Annotated in this window: 19 protein-coding genes; 14 read left to right on the forward strand and 5 right to left on the reverse strand. The window is 65.6% G+C overall.

Annotation, left to right across the window (positions count from 1 at the left end; genetic code table 11):
• Positions 1–2: 2 nt before the first annotated feature.
• The 6 genes from V7D81_RS15155 to V7D81_RS15180 all read left to right on the forward strand — a co-directional run bounded on the left by V7D81_RS15155 (position 3) and on the right by V7D81_RS15180 (position 6,566).
• Entirely contained in the window at positions 3–908 is a 906-nt protein-coding gene (locus V7D81_RS15155) for an ABC transporter ATP-binding protein (protein ID WP_324317718.1), read from the forward strand.
• A 23-nt stretch (positions 909–931) separates the two neighbouring features.
• Entirely contained in the window at positions 932–2,542 is a 1,611-nt protein-coding gene (locus V7D81_RS15160; protein ID WP_324317720.1) for a hypothetical protein, read from the forward strand.
• Positions 2,543–2,659: 117 nt separating this feature from the next.
• Positions 2,660–3,346, forward strand: a complete 687-nt coding sequence (locus tag V7D81_RS15165) for a YIP1 family protein (protein WP_324317722.1) — start codon at positions 2,660–2,662, stop codon at positions 3,344–3,346.
• Between the two features lie 15 nt (positions 3,347–3,361).
• Positions 3,362–4,567, forward strand: coding sequence for an efflux RND transporter periplasmic adaptor subunit (locus tag V7D81_RS15170; RefSeq protein WP_324317724.1), 1,206 nt, complete (start codon positions 3,362–3,364; stop codon positions 4,565–4,567).
• Positions 4,564–5,286 (forward strand): ABC transporter ATP-binding protein, encoded by a 723-nt coding sequence (locus tag V7D81_RS15175; RefSeq protein WP_324317726.1) that lies wholly within the window; start codon positions 4,564–4,566, stop codon positions 5,284–5,286. The genes V7D81_RS15170 and V7D81_RS15175 overlap by 4 nt, the downstream gene beginning before the upstream one ends.
• Positions 5,286–6,566, forward strand: a complete 1,281-nt coding sequence (locus V7D81_RS15180) for an ABC transporter permease (protein ID WP_324317728.1) — start codon at positions 5,286–5,288, stop codon at positions 6,564–6,566. Before V7D81_RS15175 ends, V7D81_RS15180 begins: the two co-directional genes overlap by 1 nt.
• 94 nt (positions 6,567–6,660) lie before the next feature.
• Here the strand turns inward: V7D81_RS15180 and V7D81_RS15185 are convergent, their stop codons facing one another.
• A complete protein-coding gene (locus V7D81_RS15185) occupies positions 6,661–7,284 on the reverse strand; it encodes a LysE family translocator (RefSeq protein WP_324317730.1) in 624 nt (207 codons plus the stop codon).
• Positions 7,285–7,481: 197 nt separating this feature from the next.
• On the opposite strand from V7D81_RS15185, the gene V7D81_RS15190 reads away from it, so the two are divergent.
• Positions 7,482–7,943, forward strand: coding sequence for a hypothetical protein (locus tag V7D81_RS15190; protein ID WP_324317732.1), 462 nt, complete (start codon positions 7,482–7,484; stop codon positions 7,941–7,943).
• On the opposite strand, the gene V7D81_RS15195 is transcribed toward V7D81_RS15190, so the two are convergent.
• Complete coding sequence (locus V7D81_RS15195; protein ID WP_324317734.1) at positions 7,944–8,735, reverse strand: HAD-IIB family hydrolase; 792 nt, start codon at positions 8,733–8,735, stop codon at positions 7,944–7,946.
• A gap of 105 nt (positions 8,736–8,840) precedes the next feature.
• Between V7D81_RS15195 and V7D81_RS15200 the strand changes: the two genes are divergently transcribed.
• The 7 genes from V7D81_RS15200 (at position 8,841) to V7D81_RS15230 (ending at position 17,402) form a co-directional block, all read left to right on the forward strand.
• Positions 8,841–9,755: an alpha/beta hydrolase gene (locus V7D81_RS15200; RefSeq protein ID WP_324317736.1), complete on the forward strand. Its 915-nt coding sequence runs from the start codon at positions 8,841–8,843 to the stop codon at positions 9,753–9,755.
• Positions 9,756–9,825: 70 nt separating this feature from the next.
• Positions 9,826–10,074: an acyl carrier protein gene (locus tag V7D81_RS15205; protein ID WP_324317738.1), complete on the forward strand. Its 249-nt coding sequence runs from the start codon at positions 9,826–9,828 to the stop codon at positions 10,072–10,074.
• Positions 10,075–10,082: 8 nt separating this feature from the next.
• A complete protein-coding gene (locus V7D81_RS15210) occupies positions 10,083–11,243 on the forward strand; it encodes an acyl-CoA dehydrogenase family protein (RefSeq protein WP_324317740.1) in 1,161 nt (386 codons plus the stop codon).
• Positions 11,243–12,166: an amino acid--[acyl-carrier-protein] ligase gene (locus tag V7D81_RS15215; protein WP_324317742.1), complete on the forward strand. Its 924-nt coding sequence runs from the start codon at positions 11,243–11,245 to the stop codon at positions 12,164–12,166. The genes V7D81_RS15210 and V7D81_RS15215 overlap by 1 nt, the downstream gene beginning before the upstream one ends.
• A 3-nt stretch (positions 12,167–12,169) precedes the next feature.
• The gene (locus tag V7D81_RS15220) at positions 12,170–13,147 is read left to right on the forward strand and encodes a DUF1839 family protein (RefSeq protein ID WP_324317744.1); all 978 of its coding nucleotides are present in this window, start codon (positions 12,170–12,172) and stop codon (positions 13,145–13,147) included.
• On the forward strand, positions 13,144–15,621 hold the full coding sequence (locus V7D81_RS15225; RefSeq protein ID WP_324317746.1) for a glycoside hydrolase family 2 protein: 2,478 nt from the start codon (positions 13,144–13,146) through the stop codon (positions 15,619–15,621). The genes V7D81_RS15220 and V7D81_RS15225 overlap by 4 nt, the downstream gene beginning before the upstream one ends.
• On the forward strand, positions 15,618–17,402 hold the full coding sequence (locus tag V7D81_RS15230) for a serine aminopeptidase domain-containing protein (protein WP_324317748.1): 1,785 nt from the start codon (positions 15,618–15,620) through the stop codon (positions 17,400–17,402). The genes V7D81_RS15225 and V7D81_RS15230 overlap by 4 nt, the downstream gene beginning before the upstream one ends.
• Here the strand turns inward: V7D81_RS15230 and V7D81_RS15235 are convergent, their stop codons facing one another.
• From V7D81_RS15235 to V7D81_RS15245, 3 genes are all read right to left on the reverse strand, one after another.
• Positions 17,403–18,902, reverse strand: a complete 1,500-nt coding sequence (locus tag V7D81_RS15235) for an MFS transporter (protein ID WP_324317750.1) — start codon at positions 18,900–18,902, stop codon at positions 17,403–17,405.
• Positions 18,899–20,806: an alpha-amylase family glycosyl hydrolase gene (locus V7D81_RS15240; RefSeq protein WP_324317752.1), complete on the reverse strand. Its 1,908-nt coding sequence runs from the start codon at positions 20,804–20,806 to the stop codon at positions 18,899–18,901. Before V7D81_RS15240 ends, V7D81_RS15235 begins: the two co-directional genes overlap by 4 nt.
• A gap of 11 nt (positions 20,807–20,817) precedes the next feature.
• A partial coding sequence (locus tag V7D81_RS15245; protein WP_324317754.1) for a DUF3459 domain-containing protein occupies positions 20,818–21,637 on the reverse strand: 820 nt, incomplete at its 5' end.

Genomic DNA, 21,637 nt, shown 5'->3' on the forward strand with positions numbered 1-21,637 from the left:
CCATGAGTCAGTCAGTCGTCGACGTCCACGACCTTTCGCGATCGTTCGGGGACAAGACCGCCCTCGACGGCGTGTCGTTCCGCGCCACCGCGGGCCAGGTCCATGGGCTGGTGGGCTCCAACGGCGCGGGCAAGACCACGCTCCTCAAACACCTGCTCGGCCTGCTGCGTGCAACGATCGGCTCGGTGCGCGTCTTCGGTCTCGACCCGGTTCGCGATCCGGTCGGCGTGCTCGGTCGCGTCGGCTATCTGTCCGAGGAACGCGAGCTGCCGGAGTGGATGCGCATCGACGAGCTGATGCGCTACACGCAGGCCTTTCATCCCACCTGGGATGCGTCGTATGCGCGCGAACTGCTCGAGACGTTCGCGCTCGATCCGTCCAGGAAGATCAAGGAGCTTTCGAAGGGCATGCGCGCCCAGGCCGGGCTGATCGCGGCGGTGGCCCATCGTCCCGAGCTGCTGATCCTGGACGAGCCTTCCTCCGGCCTCGACGCGGTGGTCCGTCGCGACATCCTCGACGCCATCGTTCGCGCCGTGGCCGATGACGGCCGCACGGTGATCTTCTCCTCGCACCTGCTCGACGAAGTGGAACGGATGTCGGACCACGTGACCCTGATGCACCAGGGCCGCGTGACGCTGAGCGGCGTACTCGACGACGTGCGCGGCGCCTATCGACGCAGCCGCGTGCGCTTCGTCGAGCACTTCGACCGACCGCCCGCGCTCGATACCGCGCTGGTGATGGAAGGCAGCGGCCGCACCTGGAGCGTCGTGCACAACGGATCGATCGAACGGTTCCGTCACTCGGTGCTGGCGCGCGGCGGCGAGATCGTCGAATCGCGCGATGCCACGCTCGAAGAGATTTTCCTGGCGCGCGCCGGCCGCAGCCGCCCGCAGGTGGAGGCGGCATGAACAGGCATTCGCCCGTCGTTGCAATGCTGTGGGAGAACTGGCGGCTGACGCGCGTCGAGGCCGCCCAGCGGCTGGGCCTGGGGATTGTCGGGGCGTCAGCCGCACTGGTGCTGTCTGACAACGGCGCGGGCATTGCGCTCTGGATCCTTCTCGCGGTGCACTGGATGTTCTGGCTGTCGATTTCGAAGCTCAATGGCGGCCGCTTCCTGGACGGGTACAAGCCCGGCTTTCCGCTCTATCTGCTGTACACGCGTCCGGTTCCGACGGCCACGTTCGTCGGCGTTGCCCTGGCGTATGACGCGATTTCCGGTGCGGCGTTGTACGTCGTATCCGCCCTTGTCGTGGGGGCCGTCTTCGATCAGCCACTCCCCTTGTTCTCTGCGGCGCTGTGGATCGTGGCTTCCCGCCTTGCCTATACCTGCTGTCAGTGGTCGACGCAAAGCAGAGCCGTGCAGTGGACCACACAGGCGATCATCGGTTTGTCATTGTTCCTGCTGCTCAATGGTCGTATGGCATCGCCGCCGCTGATCGAGTTCTCGACCATCGAGAGCGTGCTGATGGTCCTGCTCGGTGTCGTGTCGGTCGGCCTCGCCATCGTCGGCGTGGCTCGGCAGCGTCGCGGCGATGGCGTCGCGACCGCGCCGCGGGCGGCCGGATCGACCGGCTACCCGGACTGGCTGATCTCCCTGTTCCGGTTCCCCTGTCCCACCTCGTCAGCGACGAAGGCGCAGGTGTGGTTCGAACTGAAGTCCAGCGGGCTGCCTGTGCTGACGATCGGCCTGGCGATCGCGATCGTGGTGTTCCTGCTGTTCGCGATCAGCATCCCCATCGTACCCATGCGCAATGCGGCCGTTTCCGGCGTGATGTTTTTCGCGCCCGCCATGCTGCTGTGTCTCGGGGGCAATGCCTTCGGCATTCGCCGGCGGCAGGGACGAACGTACGCCAGCACGTTCGAGGCGACCCAGCCGTACGGCACTGCGCAGCTGGCCCGCCTCAAGGTATTCGTGAGGTCCGGCTGCGTGCTGGTCGCGCTGGCCATGGTCGGAATAAGTGTGTGGGCGTCCAGTTCGCTCTTGAGTGCATGGGGAACCTGGGTGGTGGCGGAGGGCAAGGACACCGTCCCCGGCCTGCTGCGGATGCGGGGCAGGATCGGAGAACTCTTCGGGGGCCTGACGGGACAGGCATTCGCCGCACAGATATCCGTCGCGCTCTTCGCCGTCGCCGCCATGGTCGCCTCCCTCGCGACGTTCGCCGCGCTCCGGGCACGGTATCCGCGTCGCGTGCTCGTCGCGGCGGCGCTGCTGCTGCTCTACGGCCTGGTGCTGGTCCTGCTCTTGTCGGTCGGGCCCAACGGAATCACATGGCTCCTGCTGAACGCGATTCTCTGGGCGACACCCCGGATCGCCGTGGCAGCGCTCGTGACGGGAACGATCTATCTCACCTGGCGCTCGTTCGCGGAACGGCTGCTGACGCTGCGCGCCGCGTGCGGTGCGATCCTCGTGTCGGTCGCCTGCGCAGCCGCAGCACAGATGTTTCGTCCGACCGACGCTGTGGGGATGCTGTTGCCGGCGCTGCTGCTGTTCGCCATCAGCGTGCTGACGCCCTGGTCGCTGGGACGCATCCGCCACACCTGACCACAGACATCAACGACCGATACGGAACGGCCAATCGCGGCCTGGCGCCGGTGAATCCGCCGCCGGTCCGGTGACCGCAATGCTAGGCTGCACGACACAACAAGAGGGGGATCGCACATGAACAACATGGAACTGGCGGGCGCACTCGTCACGGCGCCGGCCAAGGCTTTCGAGAATCTCAAGGAAAAGCCACGCTTTCTCTTTCCGCTGCTGGTGATCGTCCTGAGCACGGTCGCCGTCATGTTCTGGTACTACCGCATCGTGGATTTCGACTGGCTCGTGGACCGGATGCTGTCCGCCAATCCGCGGATGAATGAACAGCAGCGCGAGGCGGCCATGAAAATGATGTCGCCCGGCATCATCATGTGGTCCTCGCTCATCAGCGTCGTGGTGGTCCTGGTCGTCGCGCGCGTCGTCGAAACGCTGTACTACCTGCTGGCGGGCAATGTCACGAACGTGCGGCACACCTTCCTGCAATGGCTTTCGCTGAGCTGCTGGACTGCGCTGCCGCACGTGATCGGCACGCTCTCGATGGCCGTGTTCCTGCTGACTTCGGGCAGCAATCAGATCAGCAACGAAGAACTGAACCTGCTGTCGCTCAATGAACTGCTCTTCCACATACCAGCCGGCGGCAAGGGCTACGTTCTGCTGTCGAGTCTCACGCTGCTGCATCCCTGGGTCTGGTGGCTGACGGTCGTCGGCGTGCGCACGTGGACCGGCCGTTCATGGCTGTTCTCGAGCCTCTTCGCGCTCACGCCCATCGTGCTGCTGTACGGCGGCTGGGCCCTGTGGGCATTCAAGTAAGGAAACGACCAGACGATGCGCAAGAAGTGGCTTCCCTTTGCCGTCATCGCTGCACTCATCGCCGTTCCGGTCGCGATGAAACAGTGGCGCAGCGATGACACCAAGACGGTCGAATCCGAGAACGTGACGACGCACGTGCTGGCGCCGTCGATCCTGGCGTCGGGCACGCTGGTCTACGAGAGCGAACGCAAGCTGGTCTCGGAAGTGATCGGCCGCGTCGACGAAGTGCTGGTGCGCGAGGGCGATCAGGTGAAGGCCGGGCAGCTGCTGCTGCGGCTCGATCCGGCCTCCTCGCTCGCGACGATCGCGCGGCTCGACGCGGCGCGCGGACAGTCCGAACTCAACATCGAGCGCCAGCAGGTGAACCTGCGCACGCAGGAAGCGAAATGGAAGCGCTACGAGCAGCTGCGCGAGCGCAACCTCATCGACCAGAACACCTACGAGGAGATCGCCACGCAGCGCGACCTCGCCCGGGTGGAACTGGACACCAGCCGCGCCATGCTGCGCCAGACCGAAGCGCAGATGAAGGAAGCGCGCGAACAGCTGGCCAAGACCGAGATCCGTTCGCCGATCGCCGGCAAGGTGACGGCGATCTTCATCAAGGCCGGCGAAACCGCGGTGCCGAGCGCGATGAGCATCGCCGGCTCCGATCTCATGACCGTGGCGGACACCGGCAGCCTCTACGCCGAAGTGAACGTCGACGAAACCGACGTCGCGCGCGTCGGCGTCGGCCAGGACGCGAAGATCGTGCCCGCCGCCTTCCCGGACAAATCCTGGACCGGCAGCGTCGAACAGGTGGCGATCTCGCCGCGCCAGAACGTCGGCCAGAGCAAGAACTACGCGGTGAAGATCCGGCTCACGGCCATGGCGGACATGCAGTTTCATCCCGGCATGAGCTGCCGGGCCGAGATCTCGACGCGCCGCGAGAACGCCGAGAAAGTCATTGCCGTGCCGGTGCAGGCGGTGCGCTACGAAGAGGCCGACGACAAACAGGCCAAGGCGAAGGCGAGCGTGTTCGTCATCGTGGACGGCAAGGCGAAGAAGCGCGAGGTCGAGACCGGCGTGGCCGACGACACCTACATCGAGATATCGCGCGGCCTCAAGGAACAGGAAGCCCTCGTGACGGGCCCGGCGAAGACGCTGCGATTCCTGCGCGACGGCGATCACGTGACCGTCAGCGCCGCCGAGGGTGGCACCGCCGAGGCGGCCACCAAGCGATGATTCATCTGCAGGGCATCGGCAAGACCTACCGGCTCGGCGAAACCGAGTTCGCCGCGCTCACGGATGTCGACCTGACGGTCGAGCGCAACGAATTCGTCGCGCTGACGGGCGCGTCCGGTTCCGGCAAGTCGACGCTCATGAACATTCTCGGCTGTCTCGACAGTCCGACCGCCGGCACCTATTCGCTCGACGGCGAAGCAGTTGCCGGTCTCGACGAAGACCAGCTGGCGCGCGTGCGCAATCGCAAGATCGGCTTCATCTTCCAGAATTTCTACCTGATGCCGCGGGTCAGCGCGCTCGACAACGTCGCGCAGCCCCTGATCTATCGCGGCGTCTCGCCGGCCGTGCGGCGCGAACGCGCCCGCGAAGCGTTGACACGCGTCGGCCTCGCCGAACGTACGCATCACAAACCCAACGAACTCTCCGGCGGCCAGCGGCAACGCGTCGCCATCGCGCGGGCGCTGGTGGGCCGTCCCGAACTGCTGCTGGCCGACGAACCGACCGGCAATCTCGACAGCCGCACGGCGAAGGAAATCATGGCGCTGCTCGCCGACCTGCATCGCGACGGCGTTACGCTCATGATCGTCACGCACGATCCGGGCATCGCTTCGCATTGTCACCGCGTCGTGCGGCTGCACGACGGCCGGATCGCGGAGGACTTCACGCAGTCGCCGCGGCCGGTCGATCTCACGGAACAGCACACGCCGGTCCACGCCTGATGAACGCCATCGCCGACGAAGACAAGGACGCCGGCCGCTTCCAGTCGTCCTGGTACGCGATCCAGGAATGCGTGCGCTCGGCACTGTCCAGCATCCGCGCGCACGGCCTGCGCAGTTCGCTCACGATGCTCGGCATCGTCATCGGCGTTGCCTCCGTCATCTGCGTCATCGCGCTGGTGCAGGGCCTGTCGGAATCCATTTCCAGCCAGCTGCAGGGCCTCGGCGGCAGCACACTCACGCTGCGCTCGTACACGCCGTTCGAAGACCAGCTGCGCGGCAAACACAACCGCCTGCGTCTGCAGGATCTCGACGAACTGCGCCATCGCATCGACGGCATCAGCAACATCACGCCGATCGTGTTCGCCGGCGGCGGCATGAACTCGCAGGTGCGCTACGGCGCCAACACCGCGACCGGCCAGATGTTCGGCACGACGGCGAACTACCAGGATGTGCAGAAGATCTTTCCGCGTTCCGGACGCTTCCTCACCGACAGCGACGACGCCAGCCGCCGCCGCGTGGTCGTGCTGGGCGAGAAAATGCGCAGGGATCTGAAGCTGCCGGAGAACCCCGCCGGCGAGTTCGTGCAGATCGGCAGCGAATGGTTCAAGGTCGTCGGCGTGCTGGAACCGCGCGGCGAGATGTTCGGCATGAGCCAGGACAACTACCTGCTGATGCCGTTCCAGACCGCGCTGGTGGTGAACGGCGTGGTCATGCAGCCGGACCTGTGGATCACGTTCTCGGTGAACGATCTCGAGGAAATGGAGAACACCAAGCTGCGGGTGGCGATGCTGATGCGTCAGCTGCACCAGATCCGCGACAAGCAGCCCGACGACTTCGTGGTCGAAGCCTCCGACATGATCGCGAAGACCTTCAAGCAGATCTCCACCACCATCACGCTGGTGGTCGCCGGCATCGTCAGCATTTCGCTGCTGGTCGGCGGCGTCGGCATCATGAACATCATGCTGGTGTCGGTGACGGAGCGGACGCGCGAGATCGGCATCGCCAAGGCGCTCGGCGCGCGCCGCCAGTACGTGCTGATGCAGTTCCTGATCGAGGCGATGGTGCTGGCGGTGATCGGCGGCCTCATCGGCATCGTGCTGGGCTTCGGACTCAGCTACGGCATCGCGCAGTCGATTCCGGATTTTCCGTCACCGTCAGTTCCCTGGTGGGCGGTGCTCGGCGCGTGCGCGTTCTCGGGATTGATCGGCGTGATCTTCGGCATCCTGCCGGCGAGCAAGGCGGCGAATCTCGCGCCGATCGATGCGTTGCGGTACGAGTGATCGTCTGCCTGTCTCCTTCCCTGTGGGGCCGGCTTCAGCCGGCCTTCTGAAGAAGTCAGGCTGAAGCCTGACCTACAGGAAGAATGAAGAGTCGCTAAGTCCGCGCCAGCACCACCCGCAGGCCCAGCGCAATCATCGCCACGCCGAACACCCGATCGATCCAGTGACGCATCGCGATGAGCCGATCGCGCACCGCACGATGCGCGAATACCGTGGCGACCAGCGAAAACCACAGCCATTGCAGAATCATCAGCCACGCGCCATAGATCGCGAGCCACGTTGCGGGCAGTGACGGCGACAGCACGACCGTGAACAGCGCCAGAAAATAGATCGGCGCCTTCGGATTGAAGGCATTGCAGAGAAAGCCGCCTGCGATCAAGCGCCAGGGACGATCGACGACGGTCGACGTCGATTCGACAGACATCTCCCCCGCCTTGCTGAACAGCGCTCGCGCGCCGAGATAGATCAGATAGCAGCCGCCGACGATCTTGATCGCCAGCATCCATTTCGCGGAGTGTGCGATCACGGCGGCGAGGCCCGCTGCCGAATAGCCGATGTGAACGGCCAGCCCCAGCGCGATGCCGATGCTCGCGAAGAGTCCCGCGCGCCGGCCGTGCACCAGCGACTGGCGCGTCACGAAGGCGAAGTCCGGGCCCGGCGAGGCTGCGGCGAGCAGGTGGACGACGGTGATCACTGCGAAGCCTTGCCAGAACTGCATGCGGCATTCCTGTCCGGATTTTCGGGCTACTGCACCAGAAGCAGCGTAACGGCGCAAGCACGACATCAGGCGCTCCCTGACGGCGCCTGGCGATCTACCCCGAACTGCGTGGCCGATGTCGCAGATTGACGCTGCCGCTCGAACTTCCGCTATCGCGATCTGCCTGATCCACCTGAACTTCAGATCGAGAGAACGCGATGCGCGTCATTCGGAAACTTCTGGCCCGCTGGCTTGCCTTCAATGCGATTGCGCGCGTACTGACGCGTCGCGAAGTGGCCCGCGAAGCCTTCATGCCGCTCAGCCGCGAGGCGCTGCTGATCGATTCGGCGGAGACGGAGCTGACCTTCGACGAGATGGTGGGCATCGTCTATCGCAACCGCTCCCTGGCCGAAGCCGTCGTGCTGCAGATGGCCAACCTTGCAGCTTTCTGGCGCTGCCGCTCGGAACTCGCCGTCAGCGAGCACGGCCGCGACGAGGCGCGCAATTTCGAATCGATCATCCTGGAAGCGGCAACGGATCTGGCCGCGGAGAAACTGCCCGATCGCGCGGCCGCCTGGGTGCACGGTCTGGTCGATGCGCGCGTGCGCGAAGAACGGACGCATCATCCGGACTATGTGCCGCCGGCATGGCAGCGTTCCGGCGACGGCATGGCCGCCTGATCAACCGTCGATCGCGAACTGCAACGCCTGTGCGAGCGCGCCGTCGTCGACGTGACCGACGACTCTCGATGCCGCTTCCAGCACCGGGGGCGATGCATTCGCCATCGCGACGGGATGTCCGACGATCCGGAGCGCGGACAGATCGTTGTCGGAATCGCCGACGTACATGACGTCGCGCAGATCGATGCCGTATTCGGCGGCAATCGCCCGCAGACCGGTACCCTTGTTCACACCGGCGCGCGTCATGCCGACGAAAGCCGCATCGGGCATGAGCGGCGATGAGGACACGGCGACTTCCAGTTCCGCCGGCGCGTCACGCACGACCCGCTCGACGTCGGCATGACCGACCACCCACTGACCGCGCACGACTGCGTCTTCCAGCGTATCGAACGAGCGCGGCCGGAACGGCACACCCAGCAGTTCCGCGTGCTGCTTCGCCCACTGCACGGCGCTCTCGGTCGCGTAGTCCCGATCGGTGTACAGCTCGAGAACATCGCCCGTGCGTCGCGACTGCGCGATGAGTGCCTGCCGCGCTGCGGCGAACAGGCCGGTCGAACGGCTCCCGCCTGAATCCAGATCCAGCACGCTCGCGCCGTTCTGGAAGATGTGCCATCCCGTCGCATCGAGCCGCCGCGCGTAGTCGAGCGCCACGCCGAACGCCGGCCGACCCGAACACAGCACGAGCCGGATTCCCGCGGCCCGCGCACGCTCGGCAGCGTCCCACACGCTCGCCGGCACTTCGCCCGACGCACCGACCAGCGTCCCGTCCACATCGATACCGACCAGCTTCATCAATCCGCTTTCCTCACACGAATGCAATGTTCGGCCGGCAACTTCCGCCGCATGCGGAACGTTGGAGGTTTGCTGCGAAGCCGTCAACGAGAAAAACACCCGCCGATGACTCATCGATCCGCCGTGCCCCTGCTGATCCTGGTCGCATTTCTCTTCGGCGCTGCGCTGCTGGGCCACGCGATGTGGGGACACTATCGCGCCGTCCTGCACGACTTCGAGCCGGCACCGCCCAGTGCGCTGCTGGCACATCCGGAACAGACCGGCATCGATCGCCTGACTGCGGTCGCATTCACGGCACACGATGACAACCGGATCGCCGGCTGGTATGTGCCGGCGAAGAATCGCGCCGCCGTCATCGTCACGCACGGCACCAACGCCGATCGCAGTTCGATGCTCGACGAAATCCGCCTGCTGGCCGACGCGGGATTCGGCGTCCTCGCCTTCGACTGGCCGGGCGATGGCGAAAGTACCGGCGAGGTTCGCTGGGGAGCGCCGGAGCGCGAGGCATTGCGCGGCGCCATCGACTGGCTCGCCGCCCGATCCGACGTCGATCCCGACCGGCTCGGTGCCTTCGGCTTTTCGATGGGCGGCTACTTCGTCACCCGGATTGCAGCGGAGGATCCGCGGCTGCGCGCCGTCGTGATCGCCTCGGGACCGCCCAGCTATCTTGCCTACGTGCGCCGCAATCACCGGCAGCATGGCTGGCTCAGTCGCTTGCCTGCTGAATTCGCGATTCGACGCGTCGGCATGCAACACGAAGCGATGCCGCCCATCGACTGCATCGCCGCGATAGCGCCGCGACCGGTGCTGCTGCTCGGCGGCAGCGAGGATCGTTCGATTCCTCCCGACATGACGCGCGAACTTTTCGAACGCGCAGGCGAGCCGAAGGCTCTGTGGATGATCGACGGCGCCGCACACGGGCACTACATCGGCGCGGCCCCTGACGACTATCCGCGCCGGATCATCGACTTCTACGCCACGCACCTGGCCGACCGCAGCGCCGGGGCCGGGGCGCGCTGACGACCGCAACAAAGCGGCAGCGCCGTGCGTTGGAGTGCGGCGTCAATTCAGGAACCCGGGCGGGGATTCAATGATCGACGAACGCGTGCGGCGCATCGTGGCTGACCACGGGAAGCTGGGCATCGATGCAAGTAGGTTATCCACCGACACCGATCTCTATGAAAGCGGTCTGACCTCGTTCGCCACCGTGCAGCTCATGCTGGCGCTGGAGGAAGAGTTCAGCATCGAAATTCCCGATCGCCTGCTCAATCGCAGGACCTTCCAGAGCATCGGCGCCATGTCCGGTGTGGTGACGAGCCTGTTGCCGGCCACCGCGTGAGACAGGCGATGACTTCCGAATACACCTCGCGGGCCCGCGCTCTGGCGCAGCAGGTGGCCGCGAAATTCGCCGAGGCGACCGATCGCGAAGCGCGCTTCCCGCAGGAAACCGTAGCGGCACTGCGCGAACAGCGCTTCTTCGGAATGATGGTACCGACGGATGACGGCGGCGACGGCGCGCGACTCGACGACGTCGCCGCCGTCTGCGTCGAACTGGCACAGGGCTGTGCTTCGTCGGCCATGATCTTCGCCATGCACAACATCAAGCTGGCGAGCCTGATCTCTCATGGCCAGCAAAGTCCCTGGCACCGGCAGTTCATGGGGCGCATCGCCAACGAGCAGTTGCTGCTGGCGTCGGCAACGACCGAAGCGGGCATCGGCGGCGATCTGCGTTCCAGCGTCTGCGCGGTCCGCACCGACGGCGACAACTTCGAACTCGCGAAAGACGCTACGGTCATTTCCTACGGCGTTCACGCCGATGCCATCCTGGTCTCGGCGCGACGCCATCCCGAGGCTCCGCCTTCGGATCAGGTGCTCGTCGCAGTGCTCAAGAACCAGTACCGCCTGGAACGAATTTCCGACTGGGACACGCTGGGCATGCGCGGAACCTGCAGCGAAGGGCACCGGCTCACTGCGCGCGCACCGACCGAGCAGATCCTGCCGAAGCCGTTTGCGGAGATTGCCGCGCAATCGATGCTGTCCAGTTCGCACCTGTTGTGGAGCAGTGTCTGGTTCGGCATCGCCAGCGATGCGCTGGCGCGTGCGCAGGCTTTCGTGCGTGCCGAAGCCCGCAAAAAACCAGGCACGACACCGCCCGGCGCGCTGCGACTCGCGGAAGCCTCGGCGATGCTGCAATCCGTGCGATCGCAGATCGTCGCTGGCCTGAAGCGCTTCGATGAGGCCCGCCGCGACGAGGAAGACCTGATGTCGCTGGGCTTCGCCGTGGCGATGAACAACCTGAAAGTGAACGTGTCGCAGATGGTCGCGCAGATCGTCCAGCACGCGCTGCTGATCTGCGGGATTCAGGGCTACCGCAACAACACGCCCTACAGTCTCGGCCGACATCTGCGCGACGCACAGTCGGCCGCGCTGATGATCAGCAACGATCGCATCCTCAGCAACACCTCGACCATGCTGCTGGCCCATCGGCACGAGACGGGATTGTTCTGATGAGCGCCGCCCTCGATCGCATGGACGCGGATTTCCTGCGCGAGTTGCTGCGTCACGGCCTGCTCATCGACATGGGCGTCGACGGCGTCTATGGCCGCAGCGGCCTGTTCGAAGAGGTCGTCGAGCGCTTCAGCCGGTTGGTCGCCGCGTTCGGCGAAGAGGACACGGCGGAAGTGATCCGCTTTCCGCCTGCGATGAGTCGCCCGCAGTTCGAGCGCAGCGGCTACCTCAAGAGCTTTCCGCAACTTGCCGGGACCGTGCACAGCTTCATGGGCAACGATCGCGATCACGCGCACCTGCTCGACGAACTCGCCTGCGGTCACGACTGGACGCACGGCCAGCGCGCGACCGACACGGTGCTGACGCCGGCCGCGTGCTATCCGCTGTATCCCGCGATCGCCCGGCGCGGACCGTTGCCTGCACAGGGCGGCCTGTACGATCTCTACTCCTACTGCTTCCGTCACGAGCCGTCGCTCGATCCGGCACGCATGCAGTTCTTCCGCATGCGCGAGTACGTCCGCATCGGCACCAGCGACCAGGTCGTGGCCTTCCGCCAGTTGTGGCTGGAACGCGGCGAAGCCCTGATGCGGTCGCTCGAAGTGCCGGTCGCCATCGACGTCGCCAACGATCCTTTCTTCGGCCGCGCGGGCAAGCTGTTGTCCAACAACCAGCGCGATCAGAAATTGAAATTCGAGCTGCTGATCCCCATCGCGAACGAGGACAACCCGACCGCCTGCCTGAGCTTCAACTATCACCAGGACCATTTCGGCGCGCTGTGGGATCTGCGCTGCAACGATGCCGTCGCGCACACGGCCTGCGTCGGCTTCGGCATGGAACGCGTCGCCCTCGCGCTGTTCCGGCATCACGGCTTCGACCCGCAGGACTGGCCGCGCACGGTGCGTCGCAGACTCTGGGGCGACTAGCCCATGGCGATCTGCCTTCGCGCGCTCGACCCGGCCGGCTATCGTGCCCACGCCCTGCACGATGCCGCCCGTAACTGGCCGGAAACCAACTGCTACGTCGATCTGTGGATCGAGATCCTGCACGTCCTCGGATTCGATCCGTATCCAGCACTGGCCTTCACGGTGCTGCAGGACTTCGAGGGCGACCAGTTCACGTTCTTCAAGTTTCCGCCGGAGGATCTCGCCGCCCTGTACGGCCTGCGAGTGCAGGAACTGGCCATCTACGACAGCGTCGAGCGTCACACGCTCGAACAGCTGCAGCGCGGACGGCTGGTACTGATCGAGGTGGACAGCTACTACCTGCCCGACACGCGCGGCACGTCCTATCGCACCACACATGGCAAGACAACGATCGGCGTGAACCTGCTCGATCCATCCGGCCGTCGTCTGCACTACTTCCACAACGCCGGCTATTTCTCGCTGGAGGGCGAAGACTACGACGGCGTCTTTCGCGAACTGCCGCCGCAGCAGTTCCCCTATGTCGAGTTCGTGAAGATCGACCCGCGAGCCACCCCGGCCTCGCTGCTCGCCCAGTCGCTGCAGCTTCTGCGAGCGCATCTTCAGCACCGGCCTGCGGTCAATCCTCTGCGGCAGTACCGGGAGCGCTTTGCATCTCACGGCACAGTCCTCGCCGAACGGCCGCTGGACTACTTTCATCTCTATGCCTTCAACGTCCTGCGTCAGCTCGGTGCCAATTTCGAGCTGCTGTCGAGCTATCTCGACTGGCTGGGCGCACAGGGCGAGCCGTCGCTTGAAGCGGCGCGGCGCGCGAGCCTGGGGATCGCCGTTCACGCCAAGACGCTGCAGTTCCAGCTGGCGCGCGCCGTGACTCGCAAGCGGTTCGATACCTTCGACACGGCGCTGCGTGCCATGGAGCCTCTGTATGACACCGTCATCGGCGAACTCATCGCGCGCTACGACCCGATGCGGAGTGCATCGTGAACGCGAGAATCGCCGAGGTGCGATCCGACGCCGACGCGGCGGAGTTGCACTGGCAGTTTGCTGCCACTGCGCCGAACGCAGCCGCAGCGCCGAATCAGCTGGAGGCCGATGCGTCCTGGTTCGCCGCGCCAGTACCCGGCACGGTCGCAGGCGCGCTGCTCGACGCCGGTCGACTCGATATCGATTCCCCCGCCTCGCTGACCGACCGGGACTACTGGTACCGCAGCGACATCGCCGGCCACGGCGAGCGCGTGCTGCGATTGCACGGACTTGCGACGCTCGCCGAAGTCTGGCTCGACGATGGGTTGTTGCTGCGGTCAGAAAACATGTTCGTGCGTCACGACGTGCGCATCGAACTGAAGGGAAGCCATCGACTGTGGCTGTGCTTTCGCGCGCTGGACAACTACACGCCGCCGTCCTCGCGACGGGCGCGCTGGCGCCCCGCGATGATCCCGCGCCGCTCGCTGCGTTCGCTGCGCACGAGCCTGCTGGGTCACATGCCGGGGTGGTGTCCGAATCTGCCCATCGTCGGACCGTGGCGGCCGATCGAACTGCTCGACCCGCGTCGATTTCGAGTCGAGCAGCGACGCCTGCGCGCCACGTTGCACGCAGACGGCAGCGGCACGCTCGACGTCGAGCTGTCGCTGCAGGGACCGGCACCGCATCGCGTCCGCATCGAATGCGCCGGTGCGACGGCCGATCTGGTCACTGACGGCACGCGCTGGCGCGGCCGACTGTCCATCGACCGGGTCGAACCGTGGTGGCCACACACGCATGGCCGTCCGCATCTGTATCCGGTGACTTTGTCCGTCCCTCCGGGCGCGGCGCAGCGCATCAATCTCGGCCAGGTGGGATTTCGCCGCCTCCGCATCGATACCGGCGCCGACGGCAATGACTTCGCCCTGTACGTCAACGACGTACCCGTCTTCTGTCGCGGCGCGAACTGGCTCTGTGCCGACATCGCGCGCCTCCCGGAGACTCGCGAAACCTACCTGCCGTGGATCAACAGGATGCGCGAGGCGCACCTGAACATGGTGCGTGTGGGCGGAACGACGCTCTACGAAGCCACCTCGTTCTACGAATTGTGCGATGAGACCGGCCTGCTGGTCTGGCAGGACTTCATGTTCGCCAACTTCGACTATCCGGCCGACGATCCCGCCTTCCGGTCCAGTGTCGTCACCGAAGCTCGGCAGTTCCTGGAGCGCACCAGCGGCTCGCCATCGCTGTGCGTGCTGTGCGGCGGCAGCGAAGTCGCGCAACAGGCGGCGATGCTCGGCTTGCCGCGCGACACCTGGCGCAACCCGCTGTTCGATGAATGGCTGCCGGCCATTGCGCGCGAACTGCGACCCGACGTCGTCTATGTCGGCAACTCACCCCACGGCGGACCGCTGCCATTCGTCGCCGACGCAGGCGTCTCGCACTACTACGGTGTCGGCGCGTATCGCCGCCCGCTCGACGATGCGCGGCACGCGCAGGTGCGATTCGCCAGTGAATGCCTGGCGTTCGCCAATGTCCCTGAACCGGCGATGCTGCGCATTGCGAATCTCGATCCGGGGCAGGCGCGATGGAAGCAGCGCACACCGCGCGATGCCGGCGCCGAATGGGACTTCGAGGACGTGCGCGATCACTATCTGACGCAGTTGTTCGACGTCGACGCCGCCGCGTTGCGAAGTTCAGACATCGATCGTTACCTGACTCTGTCGCGCGCCACGACGGCCGAAGTAATGGAGGCGACTCTGGGCGAATGGCGCCGCAGCGGATCTTCCTGCAACGGCGCGCTCGTCTGGACGCTGCACGATCCGTGGCCCGGCGCGGGCTGGGGCATCGTCGATTCGACCGGCGAGCCGAAATCCACCTGGTATGCGCTGCGCCGCGCCTGTCGGCCGCAGCAGATCGTGCTCACGGACGAGGGCGTCAACGGTCTGGCGATTCATTGCATCAACGAGCGAGCGGCCCCGCTGTCGGCGCGGATCGAATTCACCTGCTACGCCGGAGCACACGCCGTCGCGTCGGCAAGCCGGACCGTGCGCATCGCCGCGCGTACCACGGCCAGAGTCTCCGCGTGGGAGCTGCTGGGTACGTTCTTCGATGTCACGTATGCCTATCGCTTCGGCCCGCCGGCGCACGAGGTCGCAGTGGCGACATTGTTCGATGACGAGTCAGCCACACCGCTGGCGGAGGCTTTTCACTTTGCCATCGGCCGACACGCGGTTCGCGAGATCGAACGGATCGACGCGCAGGTTCTCGATGAGGACGGACGATGGTGGCTGGTGCTGCAGTCGCCGCAGCCGGCCGTGTCCGTGCACATCGAAGACGAGCACTATCGGGCCGCGGACAACTGGTTTCATCTGGCGCCGCAGCGCGAACGACGCATCGATCTGCTGGCGCGCCATCAGGACGCACCGCCGCCAGCCGGCAGGATCATGGCGCTGAACTGCCCGGCGCCCATTGCCTATCGGGCGCGTTCGCCATGACGCCGCTCTACATCGATGAATGCTTCGGCTGGCTGCACGAGGCGCGCGGCGGACGCGGCGTCATTCTCTGTCCGGCGATGGGTGTCGAGGAACTGTGTCTGCACCGGTTCGTGCGGCAGCTTGCCACCCAGCTTGCGGACGCCGGACTGCCGACGCTGCGCATCGACTATCACGGCACCGGCGATTCGGCCGGCAACGATCTCGATCCCGATCGCGTCGCACGCTGGCTCGGCAGCCTGCGCAATGCGGTGGCGTGGATGCGGCGCGAGACCGGCGTCACCGAGATCGCATTGGTGGGATTTCGGGTCGGCGCATTGCTGGCCGCGCGTGCCGCGGCCGAACTCGGCGATGTCAGCCGGCTGGCGCTGCTCGCCGCACCGGCGTCGGGAAAGTTCTATCTGCGCGAGATGCGCGCGCTCAGTGTCTTCGTCGCCCAGGCAGCGCCGCACGTCTCTGTCATGCGCGTGAGCCGTCCCGAAGTCGACATCGACATCGGCGGCTTTCCAGTCACTCACGAAACGGCGGCCGCATTGACGCAACTCGAACTCAGCAACCTGCCGGCCGTGCCTGCACCGCACGTCCTGCTGCTGAACGTGCCGGATGCCCCGGGCGACAAACGCGTGGCGGCGCATCTGCGCGCGCAGGGATGCGATGTCGAGACGGCAACCCTGCCCGGCTACAACGAACTGCAATGGAACTCGAGCCTGGCCGAGTTGCCGCCGGGCGCATTCGATTCACTGGTCGACTGGCTCGGCAGGGAGTTGCCGCCCGCCACGGGTCATGCGCCGGCGAAGCGGGTCGCGACGCTGCAGCGGCATCCCTGGCGGGAAACGCCGGTCCGCTTCGGGCCGGATCAGTCGCTGTTCGGTGTTTACTGCGAGCCGGTCGAAGCGAAACCGTCGCGCGTCCTGCTGTTCCTGAATCACGGCTCCAACCATCACATCGGCTGGGGCCGTGGCTTCGTGCGTCTTGCGCGACGCTTCGCCGCCGACGGCATGGCTTCGCTGCGCATCGATATCGCGGGGCTCGGTGACAGTCCGGCACCGGCCGGCGTGCCCGAGAATCAGCTGTATCGCGACGATTCGCGCCGCGACGTGCTGGCGGCACTCGACTGGCTGGAGCGCGCCGGACATCCCGCTGTCACGGTGCTCGGACACTGCGCGGGCGCGCACCTCGCCTTTCACTCCGCGCAGATCGATCCGCGTATCGTCGATGTGATCCTGGTGAACCTGCCGCGCTTTCACTGGCGTCCCGGCGATTCGCTCGCCGCGCTGATGCGCAAGGGCTTCCGCTCCAGCGACTGGTACTTCGTGCAGGTTCGAGAAAAGGATCTGTGGCACCGCGTGCTGCGCGGTCAGGTCGACTTCCGCGCCATCCTGCGGTTCGTCGCAGGCCGCATGCAACGCAAGCTGAGTTCGAACACCCGCGATCTGCTGACGAGCGTCCTGCCGGTCGCACCGGAGGTTCAGCAGGTACGCACCGGCTTTCGCGTCCTGTCGCAGCGGGGAACACGCGTGTGCATGATCTACAGCGCCGAAGACGGCGGCCTGGACGAGATTGCCGAACATGCCGGATGGCACGCGCGGCGATTGCGGCGCCTGCCGGGCTTCAGCTTCCGCATCCTCGACGATGCCGACCACAACATCACGGCCGAACATGCCTTCGAGGCCTACGCGCAGTTGCTCGAAGAGCACCTACGCGCCGATGCATCGGCAACCGACGCAGCAGCCGCGTCGCCGCGCACCTCGCTGCACGGCATCGGCATCGCCGGTATCGGTTGATCAGACGGTCGCGGCGGAATCCCGTCCGGCGAGTTCCGGCGCAGGATTGGCCACACGCAACACGGCGAGTCCGGCAATGAACAGGCTGATGCCGCCGAATGCCAGCGCGTAGAGGGGCCGACCTTCCGCGAATGTCCGCAACAAGAATCCCAGCACGCTCGCAGCCAGCAGCTGCGGGATCACGATGAAGAAATTGAAGATGCCCATGTAGACACCCATTTTCGCGGCGGGCAGATGATTCGACAGCAGCGCATAGGGCAGCGACACGATGGATGCCCACGCGAAGCCGACACCGACCATCGAGACGATCAGCCACTGTGGATCGCGGACGAGCAGGAACGACAGCAGACCGACAGCGCCGAGCCACAGATTGATCAGGTGACTGGCACGCAGTCCGAGCCGTCGGACCATGAACGGAATGACGATCGCCGCGAGCGCGGCAAAGCCGCTGTACGACGCGAACAGCACACCGACCCAGTTGGCGCCTTCGTTATAGGCCGCCGATTGCGGATCGGTCGTGCCGAAGTGCGTCTGCGTGACGCCCGCCGTCGTGTAGATCCACATCGCGAACAGCGCGAACCAGGAAAAGAACTGCACGACGGCGAGACGACGCATGGCCGGCGGCATGTCGTGCAGATCGCTCATGATCGCCGTGAAGGCATTGCGCCGACGCAGGCTGCCCAGCAGGAGCAATGCGATGCCGTACACCGCGCATCCGCCGGCGAGCAGGTAGAGCTCGTGCTCGAGTCCGAGGAAGTAGATCAGTACGACACCCGCGAGGCCCGCCGCCAGCCAGACGACGCCGTCCCGTCGCACCCTTGCCGGCACCACCCGCGGCTCCTCGTCCGAGCCTGCGTCGTCGAAGGCCTGCAGAACCTGCGGCGGATATTCGCGCGTACTGAACACCGTCCAGCCGACCGCGGCGAACAGGATCGCGCCGCCGACGTAGAAGGCGTACTTCACCGTTTCCGGAATGGCGCCGGCGTCGGCAGTGTTTGCCACGCCGAACTTCGTCAGCAGCCACGGCAGCAGGCTGGCGATGACGGCGCCGATGCCGATGAAGAAACTCTGCATCGCGTAGCCGGCGGGCCGCTGGCGCGGCGACAGCTGGTCGCCGACGAAGGCGCGGAACGGTTCCATCGACACATTGAGCGAGGCATCGAGAATCCACAGCAGTCCCGCGGCAATCCACAACGTGGGCGAGTTCGGCATCGCGAACAGCGCGAGTGTCGTGAGCAATGCGCCGAACAAGAAGTACGGCCGGCGACGGCCGAGACGGTTCCAGGTGCGATCGGAGTAGTAGCCGACGATCGGCTGCACGATGAGTCCGGTGAGCGGCGCGGCGATCCAGAGGATCGGAATCTCCTCGACCTGCGCACCGAGCGTCTGGAAGATGCGGCTGACATTGGCGTTCTGGAGCGCGAAGCCGAACTGGATCCCTAAGAATCCGAAACACATGTTCCAGATCTGCCAGAAGGAGAGCTGCGGTTTGGCGGTCATGGGAGTTGCCCCCTCCCTAACCCTCCCCCGCTTCGCGGAGGAGGGGATGAAGAAGCCTCCTCCTTGTTCCCTCCCCCGGTCGCCGGGGGAGGGTTAGGGAGGGGGCCACCCTGCCCACACACTACGAAATCCAGCGCTGCAATCTTCACCCGATAACTCCCCGGCGCTGACACCTGCGGTGCGCAGTCGCCATGCAACGAAACGAACTCCCTCGCACGCGCATCGACCTCGACATTCCCTTCCAGCGCCTGCGTCGAAGTGTTGAACGCGACGACCACCTCCCTCCCCGTCTGCGGATCGACCCGCGACACGGCGAAAAGCCCGGGATCATCGCCCCAGCGCCGCGGAATCTGCGTACCGCGCCGTAGAGCCGGCTCCTGGCTGCGCAGTCGCGCGAGTCCGGCGATGGCACGGTACAGCGGATGATGGACATCGAAGTTCGCCTGCGCCGTCGTCGCGTTCGTGCCGACGAGACAATTGTCGTTGTAGCTCGCCACACGACTGGCAAACAGGTCTTCGCGCGCATCCTGATCGTTGCCGTCGCCGGCGAATCCCTGCTCATCGCCGGAGTAGATTACGGGCACGCCGCGCAGCAGTAACAGCATGGCGTGGGCCAGCGTCGTGCGGGCGAGGATCTGTGCGTCGTCGGCCGCCGGGAAGGCGCGGCGCGCGAAACCGGCGAAGCGCCCGGCATCGTGATTGCTGATGAAGGTCGGCAACTGCCGCACCGTCTCCGCACTGCCTTCATAGAGCGCATCGGCCTTGAACAGATCGGCGAGCGAGCGGGTACCGGCATTGCCGGCCACGGTTTCAATCACGGCGGCGGCGAAAGCGAAATCGAGCACCGAGGGCAGCCGATCGACGCGTGTGGCGCGCGCGGTGGGTACCGGGTCGACCGCGTCGACGGACACCTCGCCGAAAATGTGGAAGTTCGGAATGCCGCGCTGCTGCGCGCGTTCGAGCATGGCCGGCACGAACCGCTGCCAGAACTCCGGGTTGACGTGTCGCGCGGTGTCGATGCGGAAGCCGTCGATGCCGAACTCCTCGATCCAGCGGCCGTAGATGTCGATGAAGCCGTCGACGACACGCGGATTCTCGGTCATGAGATCGTCGAGCCCGACGAAATCCCCCAGCGTGGTGCTCTCACCGCGAAAGGTGGTGTTGCCGCGGTTGTGGTACCAGATCGGATCGTTGAGCCAGGCCGGTACTTTCACGTTCACTTCGGCCGCCGGCACGAACGGCGTGTAGGCGTAGTCGGGCCGAGTCAGCTTCGCGAAATTTTCCGCCGTCTGCACGTGCTCGCCGAGAAAGCCTGCATTGATGGGCTCGCCCTGCAGCCCGCCGCGTCGCGAGTACGGAAAATCAGCCGGCGCCCGGAATTCGCAGGCTGACGAGGCGCATTCGCGATACGCAATCACGTCCGCGGTGTGATTGGTGATGATGTCCAGATAAACCTTCATGCCGCGCGCGTGCGCTGCATCAACGACTGCCTTCATGTCCGCATTGCTGCCGTAATGCGGATCGACGCGCGTGAAGTCCGTGATCCAGTAGCCGTGATAGCCCGCCGATTCCTGACCCGGCGCGCCCTGCACCGGCTTGTTCCTGTAGATGGGCCCGAGCCAGATGGCCGTGGCGCCGAGCGACTGGATGTAGTCGAGGCGCGAGATCAATCCCTCGAGATCGCCACCGTGAAAGAAGCCCTTGTGAGTGGGATCGAAACCGGTCTTCAGGCGATCGCCGTTGAGGCCACCGCGATCGTTGCGCGGATCGCCGTTCTCGAAACGATCGGGCAGCAGGAAGTAGATGACTTCGTCTTCGGGCGGACGATCGCGAAAGGATTGTGCCTCAGCAACTGAAGCACCGAGCAGCGTGCCCAGCAATGCACAAGAGAGAAGGCTGCGCATGGATGGTCGCGTCACGGTGTCTCGCGCTTGAATACGCGGACTTCCCAAGGCGCAAGCGATACCGCCGGCAATGAGGCACGTTGAACCGCTTTTGCCGGCGTGACCGGCGTCTGGGTCTGCCAGTTCGGCGTGATGTCCTGAAACCTTCCTGCAGCCACCTCCACCCGACCCTCGAAGGGCGAGGACGACAGATTCACGACCACCACCAGCGATTCGCCGCCGCTGCTGCGTTCGTAGCTCAGAACACGCTGCTCGTCGGCATTCTTCAACCAGCGAACCTCGCCCCGCGTGAGCGCAGGATGCGCGCGCCGCAACGAAATGAGCGACTTGTAGAACCCCTCCACATGGGGGCGGCGTTCCGCCATGTTCCATTGAATCGGATCGCGCTCGAAGAGCGCAGGCGCGGTGGATTCGACCGTGTCGCCCACTTCCATGCCGTTGTAGAGCAGCGGCACGCCGTCGAGCGTGAAAATCAGTGCCGAAGCCGCGAGCGCGGCCGGCAGCCCGGCCCGCCCGGTTGCGCGCAATTGATCATGGTTGTCGGAGAATCTGAGCCGCAAGGCGCCGCGCGGATACTTGGCCTGCGCACTCTCCCAGGTCGTACGCACCAGCGCGGCCGGCGCTCGCCCTTCCATCGCGTCGCTCAGCGCATGGTAGAAATCCCAGGCGTAGTCGACATCGAACGCGCTGCGCAGGAACGTCGGATCGTCCGATTCCGCCAGGAATGCGATCCCGGGACGAACGCGATCGAGTTCGGGCCGCAGGGATTCCCAGAAATCCCGCGGGATGCCGGCCGCATAGTCGCAGCGAAAACCATCGAGATCGAAGTCC

The organism is Povalibacter sp., assembly GCF_036735925.1.
Lineage (GTDB): Bacteria > Pseudomonadota > Gammaproteobacteria > Steroidobacterales > Steroidobacteraceae > Steroidobacter.